The organism is Aeromonas diversa CDC 2478-85 (genome assembly GCF_000819805.1).
GTDB classification, from domain to species: domain Bacteria; phylum Pseudomonadota; class Gammaproteobacteria; order Enterobacterales; family Aeromonadaceae; genus Aeromonas; species Aeromonas diversa.
On sequence record NZ_CDCE01000034.1, the window covers coordinates 298,304 to 319,192 of the forward strand.

The 20,889-nt window shown below is 61.0% G+C and carries 24 protein-coding genes; 14 read left to right on the forward strand and 10 right to left on the reverse strand.

The annotated features are described in order from the left end of the window. The 4 genes from BN1121_RS15665 to BN1121_RS15680 form a co-directional block, all read right to left on the reverse strand. Positions 1-522, reverse strand: a 522-nt coding sequence (locus BN1121_RS15665; RefSeq protein ID WP_043598049.1) for a PAS domain-containing protein, incomplete at its 3' end; no start/stop codon positions are given. 207 nt (positions 523-729) lie between these two features. Next, entirely contained in the window at positions 730-936 is a 207-nt protein-coding gene (locus tag BN1121_RS15670) for a hypothetical protein (protein WP_005353640.1), read from the reverse strand. Between the two features lie 86 nt (positions 937-1,022). Then, complete coding sequence (locus BN1121_RS19530) at positions 1,023-1,223, reverse strand: hypothetical protein (RefSeq protein ID WP_005353638.1); 201 nt, start codon at positions 1,221-1,223, stop codon at positions 1,023-1,025. 44 nt (positions 1,224-1,267) lie between these two features. Next, positions 1,268-2,716: a glycoside hydrolase family 1 protein gene (locus BN1121_RS15680; protein ID WP_043598051.1), complete on the reverse strand. Its 1,449-nt coding sequence runs from the start codon at positions 2,714-2,716 to the stop codon at positions 1,268-1,270. Between the two features lie 99 nt (positions 2,717-2,815). Between BN1121_RS15680 and BN1121_RS15685 the strand changes: the two genes are divergently transcribed. From BN1121_RS15685 to BN1121_RS15695, 3 genes are all read left to right on the forward strand, one after another. Beyond that, positions 2,816-3,685 (forward strand): LysR family transcriptional regulator, encoded by an 870-nt coding sequence (locus BN1121_RS15685; RefSeq protein WP_043157576.1) that lies wholly within the window; start codon positions 2,816-2,818, stop codon positions 3,683-3,685. A gap of 69 nt (positions 3,686-3,754) precedes the next feature. Continuing rightward, positions 3,755-4,237: a tetratricopeptide repeat protein gene (locus BN1121_RS15690; protein ID WP_005353628.1), complete on the forward strand. Its 483-nt coding sequence runs from the start codon at positions 3,755-3,757 to the stop codon at positions 4,235-4,237. 46 nt (positions 4,238-4,283) lie between these two features. Continuing rightward, positions 4,284-4,796 carry a macro domain-containing protein gene (locus tag BN1121_RS15695; protein ID WP_005353622.1) on the forward strand — a complete coding sequence of 171 codons (513 nt, stop codon included), beginning with the start codon at positions 4,284-4,286 and terminating at the stop codon, positions 4,794-4,796. On the opposite strand, the gene BN1121_RS15700 is transcribed toward BN1121_RS15695, so the two are convergent. The 3 genes from BN1121_RS15700 to glnK all read right to left on the reverse strand — a co-directional run bounded on the left by BN1121_RS15700 (position 4,787) and on the right by glnK (position 7,103). After that, positions 4,787-5,398 (reverse strand): START domain-containing protein, encoded by a 612-nt coding sequence (locus BN1121_RS15700; RefSeq protein WP_005353616.1) that lies wholly within the window; start codon positions 5,396-5,398, stop codon positions 4,787-4,789. The genes BN1121_RS15695 and BN1121_RS15700 overlap by 10 nt on opposite strands. Before the next feature lie 106 nt (positions 5,399-5,504). Next, positions 5,505-6,746 carry an ammonium transporter AmtB gene (locus tag BN1121_RS15705; protein ID WP_005353614.1) on the reverse strand — a complete coding sequence of 414 codons (1,242 nt, stop codon included), beginning with the start codon at positions 6,744-6,746 and terminating at the stop codon, positions 5,505-5,507. An 18-nt stretch (positions 6,747-6,764) separates the two neighbouring features. Continuing rightward, a complete protein-coding gene (glnK, locus tag BN1121_RS15710) occupies positions 6,765-7,103 on the reverse strand; it encodes a P-II family nitrogen regulator (RefSeq protein WP_005353604.1) in 339 nt (112 codons plus the stop codon). A gap of 317 nt (positions 7,104-7,420) precedes the next feature. Here glnK and BN1121_RS15715 point away from each other — a divergent pair, with 317 nt between their 5' ends. From BN1121_RS15715 to BN1121_RS15730, 6 genes are all read left to right on the forward strand, one after another. Beyond that, positions 7,421-8,143, forward strand: a complete 723-nt coding sequence (locus BN1121_RS15715; RefSeq protein WP_005353601.1) for a TerC family protein — start codon at positions 7,421-7,423, stop codon at positions 8,141-8,143. Between the two features lie 471 nt (positions 8,144-8,614). After that, positions 8,615-8,902 (forward strand): hypothetical protein, encoded by a 288-nt coding sequence (locus BN1121_RS15720; protein WP_005353593.1) that lies wholly within the window; start codon positions 8,615-8,617, stop codon positions 8,900-8,902. A 282-nt stretch (positions 8,903-9,184) separates the two neighbouring features. Continuing rightward, entirely contained in the window at positions 9,185-9,595 is a 411-nt protein-coding gene (locus BN1121_RS15725) for a YkvA family protein (RefSeq protein WP_005353590.1), read from the forward strand. 309 nt (positions 9,596-9,904) lie between these two features. Beyond that, on the forward strand, positions 9,905-10,927 hold the full coding sequence (locus tag BN1121_RS19535; RefSeq protein WP_082038249.1) for an SIR2 family protein: 1,023 nt from the start codon (positions 9,905-9,907) through the stop codon (positions 10,925-10,927). Between the two features lie 8 nt (positions 10,928-10,935). Further along, entirely contained in the window at positions 10,936-12,663 is a 1,728-nt protein-coding gene (locus BN1121_RS19540) for an ATP-binding protein (RefSeq protein WP_082038250.1), read from the forward strand. Positions 12,664-13,205: 542 nt separating this feature from the next. Further along, positions 13,206-13,565 (forward strand): lysozyme inhibitor LprI family protein, encoded by a 360-nt coding sequence (locus tag BN1121_RS15730; protein WP_005353584.1) that lies wholly within the window; start codon positions 13,206-13,208, stop codon positions 13,563-13,565. A 62-nt stretch (positions 13,566-13,627) separates the two neighbouring features. Here the strand turns inward: BN1121_RS15730 and BN1121_RS15735 are convergent, their stop codons facing one another. Beyond that, positions 13,628-14,188: a hypothetical protein gene (locus tag BN1121_RS15735; RefSeq protein WP_005353572.1), complete on the reverse strand. Its 561-nt coding sequence runs from the start codon at positions 14,186-14,188 to the stop codon at positions 13,628-13,630. A 262-nt stretch (positions 14,189-14,450) separates the two neighbouring features. Between BN1121_RS15735 and BN1121_RS15740 the strand changes: the two genes are divergently transcribed. Then, positions 14,451-14,849 (forward strand): sulfocyanin-like copper-binding protein, encoded by a 399-nt coding sequence (locus BN1121_RS15740; protein ID WP_005353571.1) that lies wholly within the window; start codon positions 14,451-14,453, stop codon positions 14,847-14,849. A gap of 102 nt (positions 14,850-14,951) precedes the next feature. Here BN1121_RS15740 and cysS read toward each other — a convergent pair whose 3' ends face one another. Then, positions 14,952-16,328 carry a cysteine--tRNA ligase gene (gene cysS, locus BN1121_RS15745; RefSeq protein WP_005353569.1) on the reverse strand — a complete coding sequence of 459 codons (1,377 nt, stop codon included), beginning with the start codon at positions 16,326-16,328 and terminating at the stop codon, positions 14,952-14,954. Positions 16,329-16,528: 200 nt separating this feature from the next. Here cysS and BN1121_RS15750 point away from each other — a divergent pair, with 200 nt between their 5' ends. The 3 genes from BN1121_RS15750 to lpxH are packed head-to-tail and all read left to right on the forward strand — an operon-like array spanning position 16,529 to position 18,362. Beyond that, positions 16,529-17,026 carry a peptidylprolyl isomerase gene (locus BN1121_RS15750; protein ID WP_005353568.1) on the forward strand — a complete coding sequence of 166 codons (498 nt, stop codon included), beginning with the start codon at positions 16,529-16,531 and terminating at the stop codon, positions 17,024-17,026. Continuing rightward, a complete protein-coding gene (locus tag BN1121_RS15755; RefSeq protein WP_005353566.1) occupies positions 17,026-17,634 on the forward strand; it encodes a DUF4269 domain-containing protein in 609 nt (202 codons plus the stop codon). The genes BN1121_RS15750 and BN1121_RS15755 overlap by 1 nt, the downstream gene beginning before the upstream one ends. Beyond that, positions 17,631-18,362 carry a UDP-2,3-diacylglucosamine diphosphatase gene (lpxH, locus tag BN1121_RS15760; RefSeq protein WP_005353565.1) on the forward strand — a complete coding sequence of 244 codons (732 nt, stop codon included), beginning with the start codon at positions 17,631-17,633 and terminating at the stop codon, positions 18,360-18,362. The genes BN1121_RS15755 and lpxH overlap by 4 nt, the downstream gene beginning before the upstream one ends. Before the next feature lie 5 nt (positions 18,363-18,367). Here the strand turns inward: lpxH and BN1121_RS15765 are convergent, their stop codons facing one another. Further along, entirely contained in the window at positions 18,368-18,556 is a 189-nt protein-coding gene (locus tag BN1121_RS15765; RefSeq protein WP_005353564.1) for a hypothetical protein, read from the reverse strand. Between the two features lie 254 nt (positions 18,557-18,810). Between BN1121_RS15765 and BN1121_RS15770 the strand changes: the two genes are divergently transcribed. Then, complete coding sequence (locus tag BN1121_RS15770; RefSeq protein WP_005353561.1) at positions 18,811-20,811, forward strand: methyl-accepting chemotaxis protein; 2,001 nt, start codon at positions 18,811-18,813, stop codon at positions 20,809-20,811. Positions 20,812-20,889: the final 78 nt, after the last annotated feature.

A 20,889-nucleotide genomic window follows, 5' to 3' on the forward strand; every position in this document is an offset into this window, starting at 1 on the left:
GCCCCAGTGCATCCCCCCCGCCAGCAGCGCCGCCAGCAGCACCAGCGAGCCGGCCCCCGTCACCCCGAGCGCCATGGCACTGCACGAGAGGCACAGCAGGCGCGGCATCTTTCCTTCGCGCAGGCCCGCATAGACCTGCTCGGCCCGGCTCTTCCACTCTGGGCGAGGCGCGCTTCGCACCGACTGGTACTCGACCACCTTGCCGCTGCCATCGCGGATCGGGGTCACGAAGGCGCTCACCCAGTAGTGATCGCCATTCTTGCAGCGGTTCTTGACCAGCCCCATCCAACTCTTGCCCGCCTTGATATGCTCCCACAGATCGGCAAACGCCTGCTTGGGCATGTCGGGGTGGCGCACCATGTTGTGGTGCTGCCCCTGTAGCTCCTCTGCGGTGAAGCCGGCGACCTGGCAGAAGGCCTCGTTGGCATAGGTGATACGGCTCTCCAGATCCGTGGTGGAGATGAGGCTCTCCTCCTCGCCAAAGAGCACCTCTTTCTGGGTGACCGGTTGATTGTTTCTCATGACCCACTCCCTGTCGTCATCGGTAAGAAGCGCACAGGCATAGCCCGTGCCATAGCGCCATCCTGGCGCGATTCGGCCTCCCGGCACGCCTTACCCGTGCCAGATTGCGATCCGGCATTGCAAATTGCGGCGACAAAAAGAAAACGGTCGCATTGAGCGACCGTCTATCGACACGGGGGGTGGTACAGGGCCGAGCCCCAGTGGTCATTATCTGAGACCACTCATATAGAGCCTGGCCTCATCGTCGGCGATCCCCTGGGCGGATTCCCAGATCTCGGCAATCAACAGCCCCTCTTCGCCCGAGGCCAGCTCCTCGAGCTCTTCGAGGGCCTTGGCATCGGCCAGGGTGAAGGGATCGTGAGTGAGCAGCTCCTCGGCCCGACTCAGCAAGGTGGAATGACGCACCATCTTCATCTCCTCCTGATTTGGCCCCGATCCGGGGGTGGCACGGAGTCATCACCAACAGGATAGAAAAGATCCCCGCCGACAGGGAGTCCGGCTCAGTTATCCTCGCGATGGATGTAGCGGGTCAGCGCCTCATCCCCCCGCTCCAGCAATCCCAACCAGAGGGCGGCGATGAGCAGCCGCTCCTCCCCTTCGGCCCACGCCTCGAGGCGCGCCAGGGCGCGGGCATTGTCGAGGGTAAAGGGATCGCGCTCTGCCAACCTGCATGCCGCCCGATAGAGTCTCATCGTATCCATGGATGCCTCCGGATCCGCCGGGAGGCTTCAAGCCTAGCCGGTTTTTATGACAAGGGGGTGTCGCCGAGGCTCTCCCCCTGGCTTGCGATCACCTGCCGATACCAATGGAAGCTGGCCTTGGGGATACGCCTTAGCGTGCCCCCTTGCTCGTCACGCTCCACATAGACGAAGCCATAGCGCTTCTGGTAGCCGTTGAGCCAGCTGAGCAGGTCGGTGAACGACCAGGCGCAATAACCGAGCAGCCTGACCCCATCGGCCATCGCCTGCTGACAGGCGATGAGGTGGGCCTTGAGGTAGGCGATCCGGTACTCATCCACGACCCTCTCAGCGGTCAGGGTGTCGAACTCCCCCAGACCGTTCTCGGTGATCATCAGTGGCAGATCGTAGCGGGAGGTGAGGCGACGCAGGGCCAGGCGCAGGCCGCTGGGATCGATGGCCCAGTCCCAGTTGCTGGTCTCAAGATGGGGATTGGCCGCCGTCTTGTAGAGGCCGGGCACCCCGCTCGCCGGGGTGGTGCCCTTCTGCCCCGAGTGGTTGATCCGATGCAGCGTCTCTCCCCCCAAGGGGTTATCGGTATACGTCAGGGTGTAGTAGTAGTTGACCCCCACAAAATCCGGCCTGGCCTCGGCCAGCAGCGCCATGTCACCGGGCAGGATCACCGGCGCCTCGCCCTGCTGCTCAAGCCAGCGCAGGGCCACCCTGGGATAGCGGCCATGGCAGTAGACATCGAGCCACCAGTGGTTGCAAAACTCTTCGGCGTTGTCGAAGGCGAGCAGATCCGCCGGGGCACAGGTGAGCGGGTACGCCGGCGAATAGGCAAAGCTCGGGCCTATCTGCCCCTTGGGCACATGGCGCCGAAAGGCCCGGATCGCCCTGGCATTGGCCAGGGAGGCGATATGGTTGGCGTTGAAGAAGCGGCGCCTGTCCTGCACCGCGGGGGGATGCGCCCCCAACAGGTAGGCGTTGGTCAGGTTGAAGTTCTGCTCGTTGAGAGAGACCCAGTAGGTGACCCGATCCGCGAAGTGACGATAGAGGGTCACGCAGTAGTGTTCGAAGTCATCGAGGATCCGCCTGTCCTCCCAGCCGCCGTACTCCTCTTGCAGGGCCTGGGGCAGATCCCAGTGATAGAGGGTCAGCACGGGCTCGATGCCGCGCGCCAGCAGGCCGTCGACCAAGCGGTCATAGAAGGCGAGGCCCGCCGGGTTAAGCGGCGCCCGCCCCGTGGGAAACAGCCGGGGCCAACTGACCGAGAAGCGGTAGGCGGTGAGCCCCATCTGCTTCATCAGGTCGAGATCCTCTTCCAGCCGATGGTAGTGATCCACGGCCACGTCCCCATTGCTGCCCATGAAGGTGGTGCCCGGGACTCGGCTGAAGGTATCCCAGACCGATGGCCCCTTGCCATCGCTGTCCCAGGCTCCCTCTACCTGATAGGCGGCCGAGGCGGCCCCCCAGAGAAAGCCGTCGGGGAAGGGGGAAAGGCGCGCATGGTGCATGATCAACTCCTCGGTTGCGATGTTGCCCCCAGAGCATTGCCATTCCTGATGATTCCGTCCAATGATATTGTGGACGTTAAATGATTCCCCGGAGGAATGATGGAGTATCGGGACCTGCGTGCCTTCGTGACCTTAAGCGAACAGCTGCACTTTGGTCAGGCGGCGCAGCGGCTGCATCTGACCCAGTCGGCCTTAAGCAAGCAGCTCAAACGCCTGGAGGCGCAGCTGGGCGCGCCCCTCTTCGAGCGCGGCCCGGGGGCGACCCGGCTCACCGCGCTGGGGCTGGCCCTGCTGGACGAGGCCCGCGAGCTGGTCGAGCGCAGCGAGCGCCTGCCCAGATTGGCGCAGGAGGTATTGGCCGGCACCCGGGGGACGCTTCGCATCGGCTTTGGTGCCCCGGTGCGCCTGCTGCTGCCCGGCGCCATCGCCCGCTTTCGGGCCCACAGCCCAGAGGTGAAGATCACCTTGCACGATCTCTCCACCCACCACCAGCTGCGGGCCCTGCTGGAGGGCGAGCTGGATCTGGGGTGCTGCCGCCTGCCCGCCCCGCGCGGCTGGTTCTCCCGCCCCTTGCTGCGCGATCACCTGGTGGCCGTGCTGCCGGCCGACTATCCCCCGTGCGCCCACCTCGGCGAGCTGGCCACCTACCCGCTTGCCATACTGCGCCGGGAGAAGGCCCCCGTCTTTCACGATCATCTGATCCACTACCTGGCGCAACTGGGCACCCCGTTTGCCCACCTCGAGCCCCTGAGTGATTTTGCCGCCGGCATCGCCACGGCGGCGGCCGGGATAGCCTGGACCCTGCTCCCCGCCTCCATTCCCGTCGATCACCCCGGGGTCCGAACCCTGGCGCTGACCGAGCCCGCCGCCAGCTGGCCCATCGGGCTGATGCGACCGACCGCCCCCGACACGCCGGCTCTCGCGGCCTTCTGTGACACCCTGCTAGAGCAGGCGAGCGCCCGGCCTTGAGGGGGCGCCCTTGCCTGTGCCGGCGCGAGCCATCATGATGGAGCTTCATTTGCCGACAAGGAGTGAAGGATGACCGCCACCATCGACGAGGCCATCGCCCTGCGCCAGGCGGGGCATTACGAGGCGAGCCGGGCCCTGCTCACCCCCCTGCTGGCGCGCGCCGAGCTGGCGGCCCGGGCCCATCTGCATATCGCCTGGTCGTACGACAATCAGGGCGCCGAGCAGGAGGCCGTGCCCCACTACCGGCAGGCGCTTGACGGGGCCCTCTCCCCCACCGAGCGTCTCGACGCCCTGCTGGGGCTGGCCAGCACACTACGCACCCTGGGGGATTACGCCTCGGCGCGCCAGTACTTCGAGCAGGCGCGTCACGAGTTCCCCAAGGCGCGAGAGATAGACCCCTTCTACGCCATGTGCCTCTATAACCTTGGCCAGCACAAGGAGGCGGTCTCCCTGCTGCTGCGCCTGCTGGTCTCCACCACCAACGATGAGACGATCCGCGCCTATCGACGCGCCATCGAGCTCTATGCCGACGACCTTGACCGCACCTGGTGACAGGCGCGACCAGGCGCCCCTGACAGACACCGGCAGAGGGTCAAGGATGGGACAGATCAGCCTGCATCAGGGGGACATCACCCAGGCCCGGGTCGATGCCCTCGTCAATGCCGCCAATCCCGCTCTGCTGGGAGGCGGCGGCGTGGATGGCGCCATCCACAGGGCCGCGGGCCCGGCCCTGCTCGCGGCCTGTCAGGCCCTGCCGGTGCACAACGGGATCCGCTGTCCCTCGGGCGAGGCGCGCATCACACCGGGCGGCCTGCTGGCGGCGCGTTACGTCATTCATGCCGTGGGGCCCGTCTATGGGCATGATCCCGCCCCCGCCGCGACCCTGGCGCGAGCCTATCGCAGCGCGCTGATCCTGGCCCTTGCTCACGGTTGCCACTCGGTGGCACTGCCCGCCCTCTCCTGCGGCGCCTACGGTTACCCGCCGGCCGAGGCCGCCGCCATCGCGCTGGCCACCTGCCGCGAGCCCGCCTTTTCCGGGTTGGCGCTTCACTTCTATCTGCTGGGTGAGCCCATGCTGGCCCTCTGGCAGCACGCCCTCGCTCAAGGCTGACACCCAGGGGCGCCCGGCGGGGCGGCCTGCATCAGCGCCCGGATGGCGCTAAATCCCTCCAGGGCGGCGCTCATGGCGATGGGGTTGACCAGCCAGGCCGGCAGCGAGCCCCCCGGATGGGTGTAACTCTCGAGCCGCACGAGCGTGGTGCCATCGCCCATGGGGAGCGCCTCCCAGCGGCCGCTGCTCTGCCGGATCCGCACCCGCGGCGGGTTTGCTGGCAGCGCATCGGGCTCGGCGCGGGCCACCAGGATGAGGCGACAATCCGCGCCCCAGCTCAGGTGCGATCGGGTGATGAGCTCGCGATCCGCCGCCGGCCAGGGGGCCGCCAGCAGGGTGTAAACCAGATCGGTGCCCGGTGACGGGCGCGCCAGCAGGCGCACCTCTCGGCTCTGGGGCAGCCAGAGCTTGTGCCGGACGGTGTCGCGCAGCACCCCGAGCAGAGCCCCGGGGGCGGCCCGCACCCGCATCTCCAGACGCAGGGCCAGATAGCCCCCGGGCGGCCGGGGTTGGCTCCAGAGCGTCACGCCGTCGACCGAGCGCTCCAGCCGCCACTGGGCCCCCCAGAGCGGCGCCGCCGCCAGCCAGAGCAGCATGACCATCACTCTCATCGTTTCCCCGCCTTACCGTGCGCCACACCATGCCACTGAGTGTCGCCCAAAAAAGCGCGGGCCGGGGAAAGCCCCGGCCCGCGGTCACGCCACATTCTCAGAGGCTGGACTTGACGGTCACAAACTCGGGATAGGCATCGATACCGCACTCGTGCACGTCGACCCCCATCAGCTCCTCCTCTTCGGAGACCCGCAGGCCCAGGGTGGCCTTGAGCAGACCCCACACCAGCAAGGAGGAGAGGAAGACCCAGCCGAAGATGACGGCGGCCCCGAGCAGCTGGCCGCTGAAGCTGGCCGCCTCGTTGGAGAGGGGCACCACCAGCAGGCCAAACAGGCCGCACACCCCGTGCACCGAGAGCGCCCCGACCGGATCGTCGATCTTAAGCTTGTCGAAGCAGACGATGGCATAGACCACCAGGGCCCCCGCCAGCACCCCGATCAGGGAGGCAAACAGCGGCGCCGGCGAGGCCGGATCGGCGGTGATGGCCACCAACCCGGCCAGGGCGCCGTTAAGCACCATGGTCAGATCGGCCTTGCCCCAGGTGAGCTTGGTCACCAGCAGCGCCCCCAGGGCACCGGTGGCGGCGGCGGCATTGGTGTTGACGAACACCTTGCCGATGGCGGTCGCGTCGGCGGCGCTCGAGAGCACCAGCTGGGAGCCGCCGTTGAAGCCAAACCAACCCATCCAGAGGATCAGGGTGCCCAGGGTCGCCAGGGGCAGGTTGGAGCCGGGGATCGGGTAGATGGCCCCATCCTTGCCGTACTTGCCACGGCGCGCGCCCAGCAGCATCACGCCGGAGAGGGCGGCCGCCGCACCGGCCAGATGGACGATCCCCGAGCCCGCGAAGTCGCTAAAGCCCGCCTCTTTCAAGAAGCCGCCACCCCAGGTCCAGTAGCCCTCCATGGGGTAGATAACGCCGGTCATCACCACGCAAAAGAGCAAGAAGGACCAGAGCTTCATCCGCTCGGCCACGGCGCCCGAGACGATGGAGGTGGCGGTCGCCACAAACACCACCTGGAAGAAGAAGTCCGATTCGAGCGAATGGCCCGCCCCCTCGGCCTGGCTGCCCAACAGGGCCCCCAGGCTCGGCAGCCAGCCGCCGGCCGTGTTGTCCACGTACATCAGGTTGTAACCCACCACCAGATACATGACGCAGGCGATGGCATAGAGCAGCACGTTCTTGGTCAGGATCTCGGTGGTGTTCTTGGCCCGCACCAGGCCGGCCTCGAGCATGGCGAACCCGGCGGCCATCCACATCACCAGGGCGCCGGACATCAGCAGATAGAAGGTATCGAGCGCAAAGCGCAGCTCGGTTACGGATTTGGTCAACTCGTCCATGTCACGTCTCCTCGTGGATTACAGGGCTTCGGCGTCGCTTTCGCCGGTGCGGATCCGCACGGCGTGCTGCAGGTCATAGACGAAGATCTTGCCGTCGCCGATCTTGCCGGTGTAGGCCGCCGCACAGATGGCCTCGATGATGCGCTCCACGTTCTCGGCGACGGTGGCGATCTCCAGCTTGACCTTGGGCAGAAAGTCGACCTGATACTCGGCCCCGCGATAGAGCTCGGTGTGCCCCTTCTGGCGTCCGAACCCCTTCACCTCGGAGACGGTCAGCCCCTCGACCCCGAGATCCGCAATGGCCTCGCGCACGTCGTCGAGTTTGAAGGGTTTGATAATGGCGGTAATTAGCTTCATCTGGTTTCTCCCAATCCTTAGGTGTTCCCGGATGCAATCAATCAAATCCCGTGCCAAAACATTTTCTGATTAAAAATCAGTGTTATATATGCGTTCGGCTCGACCAGCCTGCCGCCGATTCCCAATCACGGCGCAGCGGCACCATCAAGATGCACCCTCTTGGTGCAATCCGGGCTCTGCCCCCAAATCGGGCACGACCACGAGCAACAGACGCGGCCCACGCCTGCCCCAACAGCAAAGGATATCTGTGGTAGCACCCGGTAGAGAGAGCTAGAATCACCGCCGTTTTTCTTCACCCATCATCACCAGGTCACACTATGTTTGAATGGATTCTTGATCCTTCCGCCTGGGTCGCATTGGCGACCCTGACCCTGCTCGAGATCGTCCTCGGTATCGACAACATCATTTTCATCTCCATTCTGGTTGGCCGTCTGCCCGAGGCCCAGCGCCAACGCGCCCGCGTCCTGGGGTTGGGGCTTGCCATGGGTACCCGCATCCTGCTGTTGCTCTCCCTGGCCTGGGTCATGCGCCTTACCGCACCTATCTTCACCGTGCTGGGTGAAGCCATCTCGGGTCGGGATCTGATCCTGTTGCTGGGGGGCTTGTTCCTGATTGCCAAGAGCACCCACGAGATCCACCACACCATGGAGGGGGCCCAGGAGGGAGAGAGCGGTATGGCGCGAGCCAGCGCCAGCTTTGCCGCCACCCTGATCCAGATCGCCATCCTCGACATTGTCTTTAGCCTCGACTCCGTCATTACGGCGGTCGGCATGGCCGATCATGTCCCGGTCATGGTGATAGCCATCATCATCGCCGTCGGCATCATGATGGTGGCGGCCAAGCCTATCGGCGACTTTGTCGACCAGCATCCCACCCTCAAGATGCTGGCCCTCTCCTTCCTGGTGCTGGTGGGCTTCGCGTTGATGGCAGAAGGGCTCGATCTGCACATACCCAAGGGCTACATCTACTTCGCCATGGCCTTCTCCATGACGGTGGAGATGATCAATATTCGCCTGCGAAGTCACCTCGCCAAGCACTGACAGGTCGGGCCCGCAAGGGCCCGCCCTCTTTCCCCCTCTGTGCATCCCTCTTTATCCCACCGACCATCACCGCTTATCCGCACGCCGTTTTAGTAATTAATTTATTGATCCCGCACAGAAATCTATCACTCGCCGCTTTCCCGTTCGGCCTCAAAGGGTAACATCCTCGTTTGGCGACAGCGTCTCATCAGAGTCACCCATGGGTCAGGCATCGCGACAGCATTGGTTAACGGCAGCGCACTGGGGGCTGTAACCCAGGGGCGGTAGCCAGCGCGGTTGCCATCGAAAGATGAGGGATATCGAGCGCTCATGCTGGCCTCGCTCGCCGCAATCGGCCGGCCTGATCGTGCTGCGCCCGGCGCCTGAGTGGCGCCCCGTTAGCCGTGGGCCGAACGCTACAAAATAGCGGCCAAGACGCCTCCCCTGCCCTAGGCTGTAAGTGCCCAAATTGGCAAGACAAGGAGACCCGTCATGGCCTATGGCATAGTGCATTTCTTCCCCGGTGGCACCCAGGCGCAGTACGAGGCGTCGCTCGCCGCGGTTCACCCGAATCGCGCCACCCTGCCCGAGGGGCAACGCTACCACGCGGCAGGCCCCTCGGCCGGCGGCTGGACCATCATCGCCATTCACGACAGTCAGGAGAGCTGGGAGCGATTTCGCGATGAGATCCTGCTGCCCCGCCTGCAACAGGGTGTGCCCGGCGGGTTCGAGACGCCGCCCCAGGAGCAGGCCTTCGAGGTGTATAACCTGCAACCTTGAGGCGCCCCCCTGGCCTTCAGCGCCGGCCATCCTTGGCCAGCGCGAAAAAGACCCTGCCAGGCAGGGTCTTTCCTTGTGCAGTCGGGATAGCGCCGAGGCAATGAGCATCGAGCCCCGGCAGCCCCCTTCTCTGCGCGGCACCGGGCCATCCGAGGCGCTCGGCAACCCGGATGGAGGGCAGCCTCTTGCTCTCATGCGGCGCTCAGCTAGACTCAGTCGGGCACCACTGAACGCGCCGATGTTGGCTGCGTCAGGCCGCATCACCAAGGACTGGGGAACGCCATGAGCAAGAGCAAGGCCGAGCGGGCCAAGGGCAGCAAGTCTTACCAAAAGGCCAGGAGCCAGGCCGCCGAATACGCCAAAGACCCGGAGAAGTTAAACGACCTGATCGACAAGGCGTCGAAGAAGGCCCACGGCAAGAAGGGGCCGCTCTTCGCCATCTGGGGACAACTCAGCGCCTGCTTTCGCCTGCTCAGGGCCTATGCGAAGGGGACATACAGAGAGATCCCTTGGTCCACCCTGGTCATGTTGGTGGCCTCCATCATCTACTTCGTGATGCCCATCGATCTTATCCCCGACTTTATCGTCGGCATCGGCCACCTGGATGATGCGGCGCTGCTCGGCTGGACGATGAAGGCCTTTGAATCCGATATCGAGGCCTTTGTCGAATGGGAAGAAGAGGCGGCGGCCTGACCGCCTGCGGCGCAGCGACCCCGTCGCCATGAGATGGGCTGACAGCGTGAGCCGCGACCCGATCTCTAAACGAATATTGGCGCGCGCGCCGCAGCGGACATGGATCTTCCTGAGCAGCGAAACCACGCAAATACACGCACCTGGCTACGACGAGGCAGAGGCATCACATGCCTCCCTCTTCAACTTACACAAATAAGCTTTAAATCCGGACTCCCAATAATTCCAAGTAACGATGGGTGTCCATGTTAATTCATTTAACTAGCATCATATTCAAACTAATTTGTTTAAAATAATAATTAAGGACTAACAATGGGCGACAAGATATTAGATACCATTTCAAAACAGGCACAAGAATATTATAAGGCAACACCTGTTATTATTCTAGGTAGTGGTGCATCAGCTGCATATGGTATGGCTGGCATGTGGGAGTTGTCTCAGCATTTAATTAATACAGTCCCAAAGGATGACTTATCATCTGATGAATTATCATCATGGGAGGCTTTTTGTAAACTATTAAACGGGGGTACGGATCTTGAAAGTGCATTACATCAGGTCACCTTATCTGATGCATTAACTAAAAAAGTAGTTTTAGCTACATGGTCACTTCTCGTACCACAAGATTTAGCTATCTTCGAAAGATCACTTAATAATGCAAATCTTTTCCCGCTAGGGAAACTATTAAAACACATGTTGAGAAGCACAATACCACATGTAAATATAATCACACCTAATTACGATCGACTTGCAGAGTATGCCTGCGAACAAGAATATCTTCACCACTATACTGGCTTCTCACATGGCTATCGTGGAAGCTTAGTTAAAAAAGATTATCTAAAGTGTACAAGGCAAGTGAACATATGGAAAGTTCATGGTTCTCTCGGATGGTTTACTAATCATAGTCAAGTTATATGTGCCCTAACTAATGTGAAAGAGATTCCGGATGGCTTGACTCCATTAATTGTTACACCCGGCATAGAAAAATATAGAAGCACACACAAAGAACCATATAAAACAACAATCCACGAGGCAGATGACATCATAGAACAAGCATCTTCCTACTTATGTGTTGGCTTTGGATTTAATGACATACATATTCAGGAGAAATTAATAAATCGATGCTCTAAAAACGATGCATCAATTATTGTAGTCACATATAAATTATCTGACCAGGCAAAGAGATTCTTATTTGAAGGAAATTGTGGGCGATACTTAGCCATAGAATCAAGTGATGACAACATTAACAGCAAAGTGTTCAGTTCAGAGCTTAAAGAACCAGTAGTAATTGATGGTGATTTCTGGTCTCTGGGTGGTTTCATTAAATTAATTATGTAGGAGTTTCAGTGATTATTTTTAACTTCTCTGATAGTGATGCCTTGGGTAAGGTATCTTCCGTAGATACGTCAACTGTTATAATTGACATTGACGATTGCGAAAAATTAAAAAGACTACAGGTTAATAGGTTAGCCGTCTTACAAAGCAGTAAGCCAGGGCAGCACCTTATAGGCCTTATTAGCCAAGTGACTAGGAAAAAATTAATTACAAACCATGATGAAAGCGAAGATGAGCATAATGAACAAAACCTTTGTAAGGTTGCACTAATTGGTTCATTACTAGACGCTGAAGGCGTTAAAAGAAATGTATTCCGAAGGACTCTGGAAAGCGTTCCTGAAATTGATGCAAATTGCTTTGCTCTTGAGGGTGAGCACTTAACTGCATTCATGCGAGTTATTTCCCATGCCGAAGTTGATGGGAACTCTTTAGTTTTAGGCAAATATACTCTAGATGAACATGCTGTCGCTTTACTTAATGGAAATAAATTTTTCCAACGCCATGCTTTCATAGGTGGTAGTACGGGAGCAGGAAAGTCTTGGACAACTGCAAAAATAATCGAGCAAGTTGCTGAATTAAAAAGTGCAAACGCAATAATTTTTGATTTGCATGGTGAATACTCGCCGCTAAAACACAATGGGATAAAGCATTATAAAATTGCAGGACCAAGTGATGTAGATTTAGGGAAAACTATATCTGATGGAGCTATATATCTACCATATTGGCTCCTGTCTTACGAAGCACTGGTATCATTATTCGTTGACAGGAGTGATCAGAATGCGCCGAACCAAGCAATGATAATATCAAGGGAAATAAATGCTGCAAAGGCAAGGTATTTAAAAGCTGGCAATTACAACGATGTATTAAACAATTTCACAATCGATAGCCCAGTTCCATTTGATCTGTCATCATTACTTGATAACCTTAATGAAATTAACGTTGAGCAAGTTGAAGGAGCAAGAGCAGGAACCACTAAAGCAGGTGAGTTTAATGGGAAGTTAAGCCGAATGATCTCTAGGTTAGAGAACAAAACCTCTGATAGACGGTTAGGATTCCTCTTCCAAGGAAATTCCGATACATTGCAATTCAATTATCTTGAACGATTGGCTACATGCTTATTAGGGAGCACTGTAGAAAATGGGCATGGCGGAGTGAAAATCATTGATTTCTCTGAAGTCCCATCTGACGTCCTACCGCTAATAGTATCATTAGTAGCAAGATTAGCATTTTCCATTCAGCAATGGACCTCGTCAGAAAAAAGACATCCAATAGCGTTAATGTGCGATGAGGCTCACCTATATATACCGAACAGAAACATTGCTGACTCTGCTGATGAAATATCCATTAAGATATTTGAGCGAATTGCAAAAGAAGGGAGAAAGTATGGACTAAGCCTTGTCGTAATTAGCCAACGACCATCAGAAGTAAACAAAACAATTCTTAGTCAATGTAGTAATTTCGTAGCAATGCGACTAACGAATTCAGATGACCAGTCTGTAATTAGAAAATCACTTCCTGATAGTCTCGGTGGATTTAGTGATATTTTGCCTACATTAGATACTGGTGAGGCTTTAGTTGTCGGTGATGCGAGCTTGTTACCTAGCCGAATTCGCATAGATGAACCTATTAACAAACCGAATAGTGGTACAATAGCATTTTGGCAAGAATGGCAAAAAGATGTTTCCCCTTCACGCCTCGAAACTGCCGTTGATAACTGGCGCAAACAGAAATTAAATTAACCTCTGTCATCCAACCACTAAAAACCGCAGCCTTGAGCTGCGGTTTTTATTTCTATTTCCCAAACACTCTTTGCCCCAATTAGAGAATATTTAGCCAACCCCTTGCACTGCTCTCCCCCTGCGGCGTAATAAACGGTCGACCAGAAAGATAAAGCCACGGGCAGGCACGGTATTGGTCCCCCTGCAAACCGTCGAGTCGAGTTCAACGGGTCAGGAGCGCCATCAGGGATGATGGCGCAGCCGCAGCCGGCATAGGGACCAAATCGGATCAGGGCGAGCACTGCTCGACCCCGATTTGGCGCGAGGACAAGGATGTTCGAAGCGGACGTTGGCCAAAGCCAAGGATGGCGTAGGCCAACGTGCCGTCTGCGGCGCTCCGTCCGATCCGTTGGACGAGACGAGGGAACCCGCGAAGCGGGCGGTTTGCCGGGGGATAAGACCTTTGGTGTTAACTGCCAAAGAGCGCGGGTCTTGCCAAAGTCACTCGCCAAGCCCGTTTCTGCCGTATAGTGGCCCCCACTCCACCACAGAGGAACACCATCTTGAAATGCTACCCAGCCCTGTTGCTCCTGCTGGCAACGACGGCCGCCCAGGCCGGTGACGATTGCAACGAGCCCACCACCCAGGCGGCGATGAATATCTGCGCCATGCAGGATTACGCCAGGGCCGATGCGGCGCTGAACGCCGCCTACAAGAAGCTGGTGTCGACGCTGGATAAGGCGCAACTGGGCCGGCTGAAGACGGCGCAGCGCGCCTGGATTGGCTTTCGCGATGCCCAGTGCGACTACGAGGCCGGCGCCTACGAAGGGGGATCTATCGCGCCCCTGATCCACAGCGGCTGCCTCAGCACCTTGACCGAGCAGCGTACCAAGGCGCTGACGGCGCTGCTCGACATGCCGTAACCGACGCGCAGGCCCAGACGCCGTGCCCTACTGCGGGGTGCCCTGGGCAAGGCATGCCTGCTCTATCTGGCCAGCGCCTGACAGCGCTGCGCCGCCGGATCGCCGCTGCCACGCAGGGAGCGATAGATGTCGCTGCGAAGGCTGCTCTCTTGGCAGAAGGGGCAGTTGCCGCCCGCATCGACATCGAGGATGCGCCCCCCTTCGACCAGATAGTGGCCCACCTCATGCCCCCCTTCCCCGTAATCGACGCTCACATCGACCCGCAGCCGGGCCGGATGGCCCGGCACTGGGTGCACCGAGGCGATCTCGGTGCCGAGCACGGGATCCCAGGGGTTGGGCATCCACAGCCGCCCCTCGACATAAGAGGGCTTTTCATCGGGAGAGGCGCGGGTCTCACGCTCTCGCAGATCCGAGGCCTCCTGCAAGAGGCAGAGCAGCTCATCCGAGATGAGGGCCGCCAGCTCGGCCCCTAGCTGCTCCCGATAGAAGCCACTGGGCTTGACGCTCTGCTCCCAACGCAGCAACGTCGCCACCGTCTCGCGCGCCGCCGCTTCCTGCGCGGCCTGCGCCGTCACACTCAGGCCACAACCAAGCAGCAGGGCTGCGCTTATCACTCTTCTCATGCTGGCTCCTCACCGATCCTTGCCTGACTCGCCACCAGGGGCCCGCCACGGCGACACACGCAGCCCACCGGCCGCGCCCCCCATTCTAACCACTCGCCGCCGCGGTGAGGCGGAGTCAGATCGGATCTGGCCCGGTAGAATTGTAAGCATTAATGGCACGGCGCCCGCCTTGGCACAGACAAGCCGCACCCGCGCCCCAGAGGCGGTTGGCTATAGTTGGACACACGAGACGAGCGTTCTCGCCGCATCAAGGAGAGCCGTAATGAAACACGCTGCATGGGTCACTGCCGTGCTGTTAGGCCTCGCAAGCACTGGCGCAGTGGCATCGGAAACGGTCAAGGTCACACTCAAGGATGATCAGATCCTGCTCGATAAGGCCTTCGCCAAGGCCGGCTCCGTCGAGTTCGTCGTCAGCAATGAGGGCACAGTGCTGCATGAGCTGGTCGTGCTCAAGAGTGACGTGCCCGAGGACCAGCTGCCGATGAACAAGCGGGGTGACAAGGTCGTCGAGGGCAAGGCCAGCATAGGCGAAATTGAGGCGATCCCCGTTGGCCAATCCAGAGCCCAACACTTCACCATGGCCGCCGGAAACTATGACCTCATCTGCAACAAGGTGGGCCACTACAAGATGGGGATGCATACCGCCTTTGTCGTGAACTGAGCCAAACGCCGATCCGGCCGGGGCGCGTCAACGCCGCCCGTCAGAGCAAGGCATAAAAAAAGCGCAGCCAAGGCTGCGCTTTTTATACGGGTCAAAGAGGCCTTAGGCGCGGCGCCAGGTGGTCTGGCCGGCGCTGTCTTCCAGCACTATACCCATCTCGGTCAGGCGGTTGCGCGCCGCGTCGGCGGTGGCCCAGTTCTTGTCGGCACGGGCCTGGTTACGCTCTGCGATCAGGCGCTCGATCTCGGCGACCTCGTCACCGGCGTCATCCCCCTTGAGGAAGGCGTCGGCGTCTTGCTGCAAGATGCCGAGCACGGCACCGAGCTCACGCAGGCGGGCGCCCAGCGCGGCGGCGACGGCCATGTCCTCACCCTTCTGGCGGTTGATGTCGCGCACCAGATCGAACAGCACAGAGTAGGCTTCCGGGGTGTTGAAGTCGTCGTCCATGGCCGCCTTGAAGCGGGCCACGGCCTCTTCACCACCGGCCGGCGCCACCTGCGGCAGGCCGCGCAGGGCGGTGTACATGCGCTCGAGCGCCGCGCGCGATTGCTTGAGGTTCTCTTCCGAGTAGTTGAGCTGGCTGCGGTAGTGGCCCGACATCAGGAAGTAGCGCACGGTTTCGGCGTCATAGTGGGCCAAGACGTCGCGGATGGTGAAGAAGTTGCCCAGAGACTTGGACATCTTCTCTTTATCCACCATCACCATGCCGCTGTGCATCCAGGTGTTGACGTACTCGCCGCCGTGGGCGCAGCAGGACTGGGCAATCTCGTTCTCGTGGTGCGGGAACTGCAGATCCGAGCCGCCGCCGTGGATGTCGAAGTGGTTGCCCAGGTGCTTGGAGTTCATGGCCGAGCACTCGATGTGCCAGCCGGGACGACCCGGACCCCAGGGGCTATCCCAGGTCGGCTCGCCGGGCTTGGACATCTTCCACAGCACGAAGTCCAGGGGGTTGCGCTTGGCATCGACCACATCGACCCGGGCACCGGCTTGCAGCTGCTCGAGATCCTGACCCGAGAGGCGGCCGTAGTCGGCGTAGGAGTCGACGATGAACATCACATCGCCGTTGTCGGCCACGTAGGCGTGACCGCGATCCAGCAGCAGCTGCACCATGGCGATGATCTCGCCGATGTGGGCGGTGGCGCGCGGCTCGATGTCCGGGCGCAGCATGCCGAGGGCGTCGAAGTCGGCGTGCATGTCACCGATGAGGCGCTCGGTCAGATCGTCACAGGTGACGCCGGTTTCGGCAGCGCGCTTGATGATCTTGTCGTCCACGTCGGTGATGTTACGGGCATAGGTGAGCTCGAAGCCGGCGTAACGCAGATAGCGGGCCACCACGTCGAAGGCGACGAAGGTGCGGCCGTGGCCGATGTGACAGTGATCATAGATGGTGACGCCACACACATACATGCCCACCTTGCCCGGGTGGATGGGTTTGAATTCTTCTTTTTGACGAGTGAGTGTGTTGTAGATCTTCAACATCGCGATCGCTGTCCTTCGAGGGAAATGGTCTGCCATTCTAACCCCATCGGGGGGATAAAACGAGCCATCTCCCCGCCCCAGCGGCGCCCCGTTGCCCACGCCTTAATCAGTCGACGGTTCAAGCCTTTGCCCGTGGCCTGCCATGGGCTAGAATTGCCGGCACTCGATAACCCATCCCATCAATTCAAAAGGACGCCGTAATGGTCACTTTGCACACCAATTTCGGGGACATCACCCTGACCCTGTTCGCCGACAAGGCCCCGGAGACCGTCGCCAACTTCCTGCAATACTGCCGTGACGGCCACTACGAAGGCACCGTATTCCACCGTGTCATCGACGGCTTCATGATCCAGGGCGGCGGCTATGCCCCGGGCTTCGAAGAGAAAGATACCCGCGCCCCGATCAAGAACGAGGCTGACAACGGCATCTCCAACAAGGTCGGCACCGTCGCCATGGCGCGCACCATGGATCCGCACTCCGCCACCGCCCAGTTCTTCATCAACGTCAACCACAACGACTTCCTGGACTTCAAGTCTGCCACCACCCAGGGCTATGGCTACTGCGTGTTTGGCGAGGTGAGCGAAGGGATGGACGTGGTCAACAAGATCAAGGGCGTCAAGACCGGCAACTACGGCCGCATCCACCAGGACGTACCGGTTGAAGAAGTGCTGATCACCAAGGTGACCGTGAGCGAGTAATGATCGCCACGCCCCTCAAGACCGCGGCCTCGGCCGCGGTTTTTCCCTCCGATGCCAACTGGCGTCGCATCGACTACCTCGCGCTCGGCAATGCGCGCCAGCAGAGCGCCTTTCGCGCCCTCACCCGCTCTGGTTTCTGGCCTGCCCTGCAAGGGTGTGGCGAGTGCGCCTTTATCAGCACGGTGGCCATTGGCCTCGACAGACCCGGCTCGGATCTCGATCTATTGAGTGGCGCCGACCCCGAGACCCTGGCCCGCGCCCTCGCCCCCTTTGGCCCCCTGACCCTGACGCCCCACGCCAGTGGCGCCAGCGTGCTGCACCTCGAGCTGGGTGATGGTGAGGGGCACAGGTGGCCCATCGAAGTGTTCGCCACAGCGCAGCCCCTGCCCTCCTGCAATGGGTGGCGCCACCTGGCCATCATGGGACGCCTGCTGCACCTGCTGGGTGACCCATTCGCCGCGCAGATCCTGGCGGCCCGCCAGCAAGACGGGCTCAAGGGTGAGGCCGCCATGGCCCGCGCCCTGGGACTCGACGGCGATCCCTATCAGGCCATGCTGACCCTCGAACCTTACTCCGACCCGGCCCTGCTCGCCCTCTGGACCCCATGACGACCCTCTTTATCAGCGATATCCATCTGACGGCCGAGCGCCCCGACATGACCGCCGCCCTGCTTGCCTTCTTGCAAGGGGAGGCCAGACAGGCCGATGCCCTCTATGTGCTGGGGGATCTGTTCGAATTCTGGATTGGGGACGACGACCCCAACCCGCTCCATCAGGAGCTGGCCGAGGCCTTTGCCGCCCTGCCCCGCGCCGGCGTGCCCCTCTATTTTGTGCACGGCAACCGCGACTTTCTGTTAGGCCAGGCCTATGCCCGCCGCGCCGGCATGACCCTGCTAAGCGACCCGACCCTCATCAATCTCTACGGCGAGCGCACCCTGGTGATGCACGGCGACAGCCTGTGCACCCTGGATGCCGCCTACCAGCGCTTTCGCCGCATCACCGGCTGGCCCTGGCTGCGCTGGTTGTTCCTGCGCCTGCCGCTGACCCGGCGCCAGCGCATCGCCAAAAAGCTGCGCGGCAACAGCCAAAAAGAGAGCGCCTACAAGAGCCAGGCCATCATGGACGTGACCCAGGACGCCGTCGAGGCGCTGATGCGCGAGCAGGGCGCAACCTTGCTTATCCACGGCCACACCCACAGGCCCGCCACCCATGACTTCACCCTGGATGGGCAGGCGGTGCGGCGCATCGTGCTGGGGGACTGGTTCGAGCAGGGATCTGTGCTGGTGTGCCGGCCCGGCGAGGCGCACCTGGAGCGCCGCCCTCTGCCGAGCCTGTGACCTGATCAGCGCGCGATAAGGGCCTTGAGCAGGAGCAGCAACTCCTCTTCGTCGTGCGGCTCACGGGGCAGCTCGAGACGAGGCGAGGCCCCGCCCATCAGCATATAGACCCGGGTGGTGCAGTGGTCATAGTGGTACCACTTGCCGTCGATACAGAGATCGGTATAGCAGCGCGGATCGCGTTCGAGTTCCATCTCGCTTCTCCCTTTACAACCTGGCAACATCCTCTTCGACCCTAGTACAGGCCCCCCTCCTCGGGATTGATCCCGATCAATTCCCTCCCCGATGCCGGTTAAAAATAGCCGTACGAAACCCTTTTCTCGGCCACGCCGGGTGCAAACCGGAGGCGGATCACACGCCGCCCTCGTCAAAGGCAACAGACGCCCGGGAGCAGAGTACTATCCTCACTAAAACGAGCTGCCTGCCAAGACAGGCACAAGGAGTCGCTATGAAATGGATTTTTACGCCGGCCATCCAACTGGGTAACCGGCTCTCTTTCAAATACAAGTTTCTGCTCTGGTCTTGCCTGATGCTGCTGCCGCTCGCCTATGGCATGACCAACCTGCTCGGCCGGCTCCAGACAGAGAGCGAGCTGGCGCGCACCGAGCTCTCGGCCGTGGCCCGCCTTGCCCCCCTGCCCGAAATAGAGTCGGCCCTGCTCGCCCATCGCAACCAGAGCAGCCAGCGTTTCTACGACAAGCCAGAGGTCAGCGCCGATCAGCTCGCCGCCGCCGCCCGCGCCGTGGATCAGGGGCTGGCCCGCTTTGGCGATCCGGGTAACGGTGCCTTTGCCTCCTTGCAGCAGGGGTGGCAAGAGCTCAAGGAGAGTCTGGCCAACATAGAGCCGCTGCAAAGCGATCTGCGCCACGATCGCCTGCTGGCCGATCTGCGCCGCCTCTACAAGAGTCTGGCGGCGGCCGGCAGCCTCACCCAGGATCCGTCCCTCGGTACCTACTACATGGTGATCTTGAGTACCGATCGCCTGCCCCAGCTGCGCGATCTGCTGGGACAGGTGCGCGATCGGGGCGGTGCCATCGCCGATTTCGGCCTGTTCCAGGCCGAAGGCTATGGCAGCCTGCGCTTTCGACTCGATCTGATCCAGGCCACCACCCGCGAGCTCGAAGAAGATCTCGCCCTGCTCTATCAGATGCAGCCTGCCTACCGGGACGCGCTGGGTGCCCAGACCGATGCCCTGCTCGACCAGGTGCACGCCGCCCTCGCGACGTTCGAGAGCAAGATGATGAAGGATCAGCTGATCCAGCTCACCGCCAAGGAGGTGCTGGCGCTCGGCGACGGCCTCGACAAACAGATCGCCGCCCTCGAGCAGACGGTGCGCGAGCGGCTGGCAGAGGATCTGACCCAGCGTCTGGCGGCCAATCAGCACCTCTTCTGGTGGACCGTCGCCCCCCTGGTGCTGGTTCTGCTGCTCTATCTCTACCTGATGACCGGCGCCTACCTCTCGCTGCGCGAGACGGTTGGCCGGGTACGCGGGGTGGCGGCCCGGGTCAACGCCCAGGATCTCAGCCAGCAGATCCCCGTGGTGGGTAGCGACGAGCTGGCGGCCATCAGCCGCGACTACAACGTCACCCTTGAGACCCTGCGTGCCCTGATGGCACAGGTGCGCGAGAGTGGCCTGGCGGTGGAGCAGAGCGCCAATGCCATCGAGGAGCAGACCCGCCACTCCCAGCAGGTGATCGCCGCCCAGCAGGGGGAGACCCATCAGGTGGCCACCGCCATCAAGGAGCTGGCGGCCACCTCCTGCGAGATGGCCAACAATGCCCAGCAGGCGGCCCGCATGACCGAGGAGACTCAGCAGGTGGTGGGCCAGGGAGAGCGGATGCTGGGGCGCACCATGGTGAGCATCGAGCAGATCGACCGGCAGGTGGGCCAGGCAGCAGCCACCATCAACGAGCTCGACAACCGCTGCGAGCAGATAGGCAGCGTGATCGGGGTGATCCGCGGCATCGCCGATCAGACCAACCTGCTGGCCCTCAACGCCGCCATCGAGGCGGCCCGGGCCGGCGAGCAGGGACGCGGCTTTGCGGTGGTGGCCGACGAGGTGCGCTCCCTTGCCAATCGCACCCAGGCCTCGACCGTCGAGATCCAGCAGATGATCGAGCAGCTGCAACAGGGGGCTCGCGCCTCTGTCGAGACCATGGCGTCGGTCAGCGATCAGGCCGGCAGCGGCGTCTCCCTCACCCGCGAGGTGCAGCAGGCCTTCTCGGCCATCACCAGCAAGGTGGATCAGATGGTCGAGAGCAACACCGTCATCGCCAGCGCCATCGAGGAGCAGGGCGCCGTGGTCGGCGAGCTGGAGCGTAACGTGGTGCGCATCTCGGATGGCAGCGACGAGGCCCTGAGCGTGGCCAACGCGGCCCGCGATGGGGCCCGCCACATCCATCACCAGAGCGGCGAGCTCAAGGCCATGGTGGAGCGCTTCATCCTCTAGGGAAGGGCCATTGTTGGCATATGACAGATTTCCCTGCCAAGAGGGGGCGGTTTCTGCTAAGATCCGCCCCCTTTCATC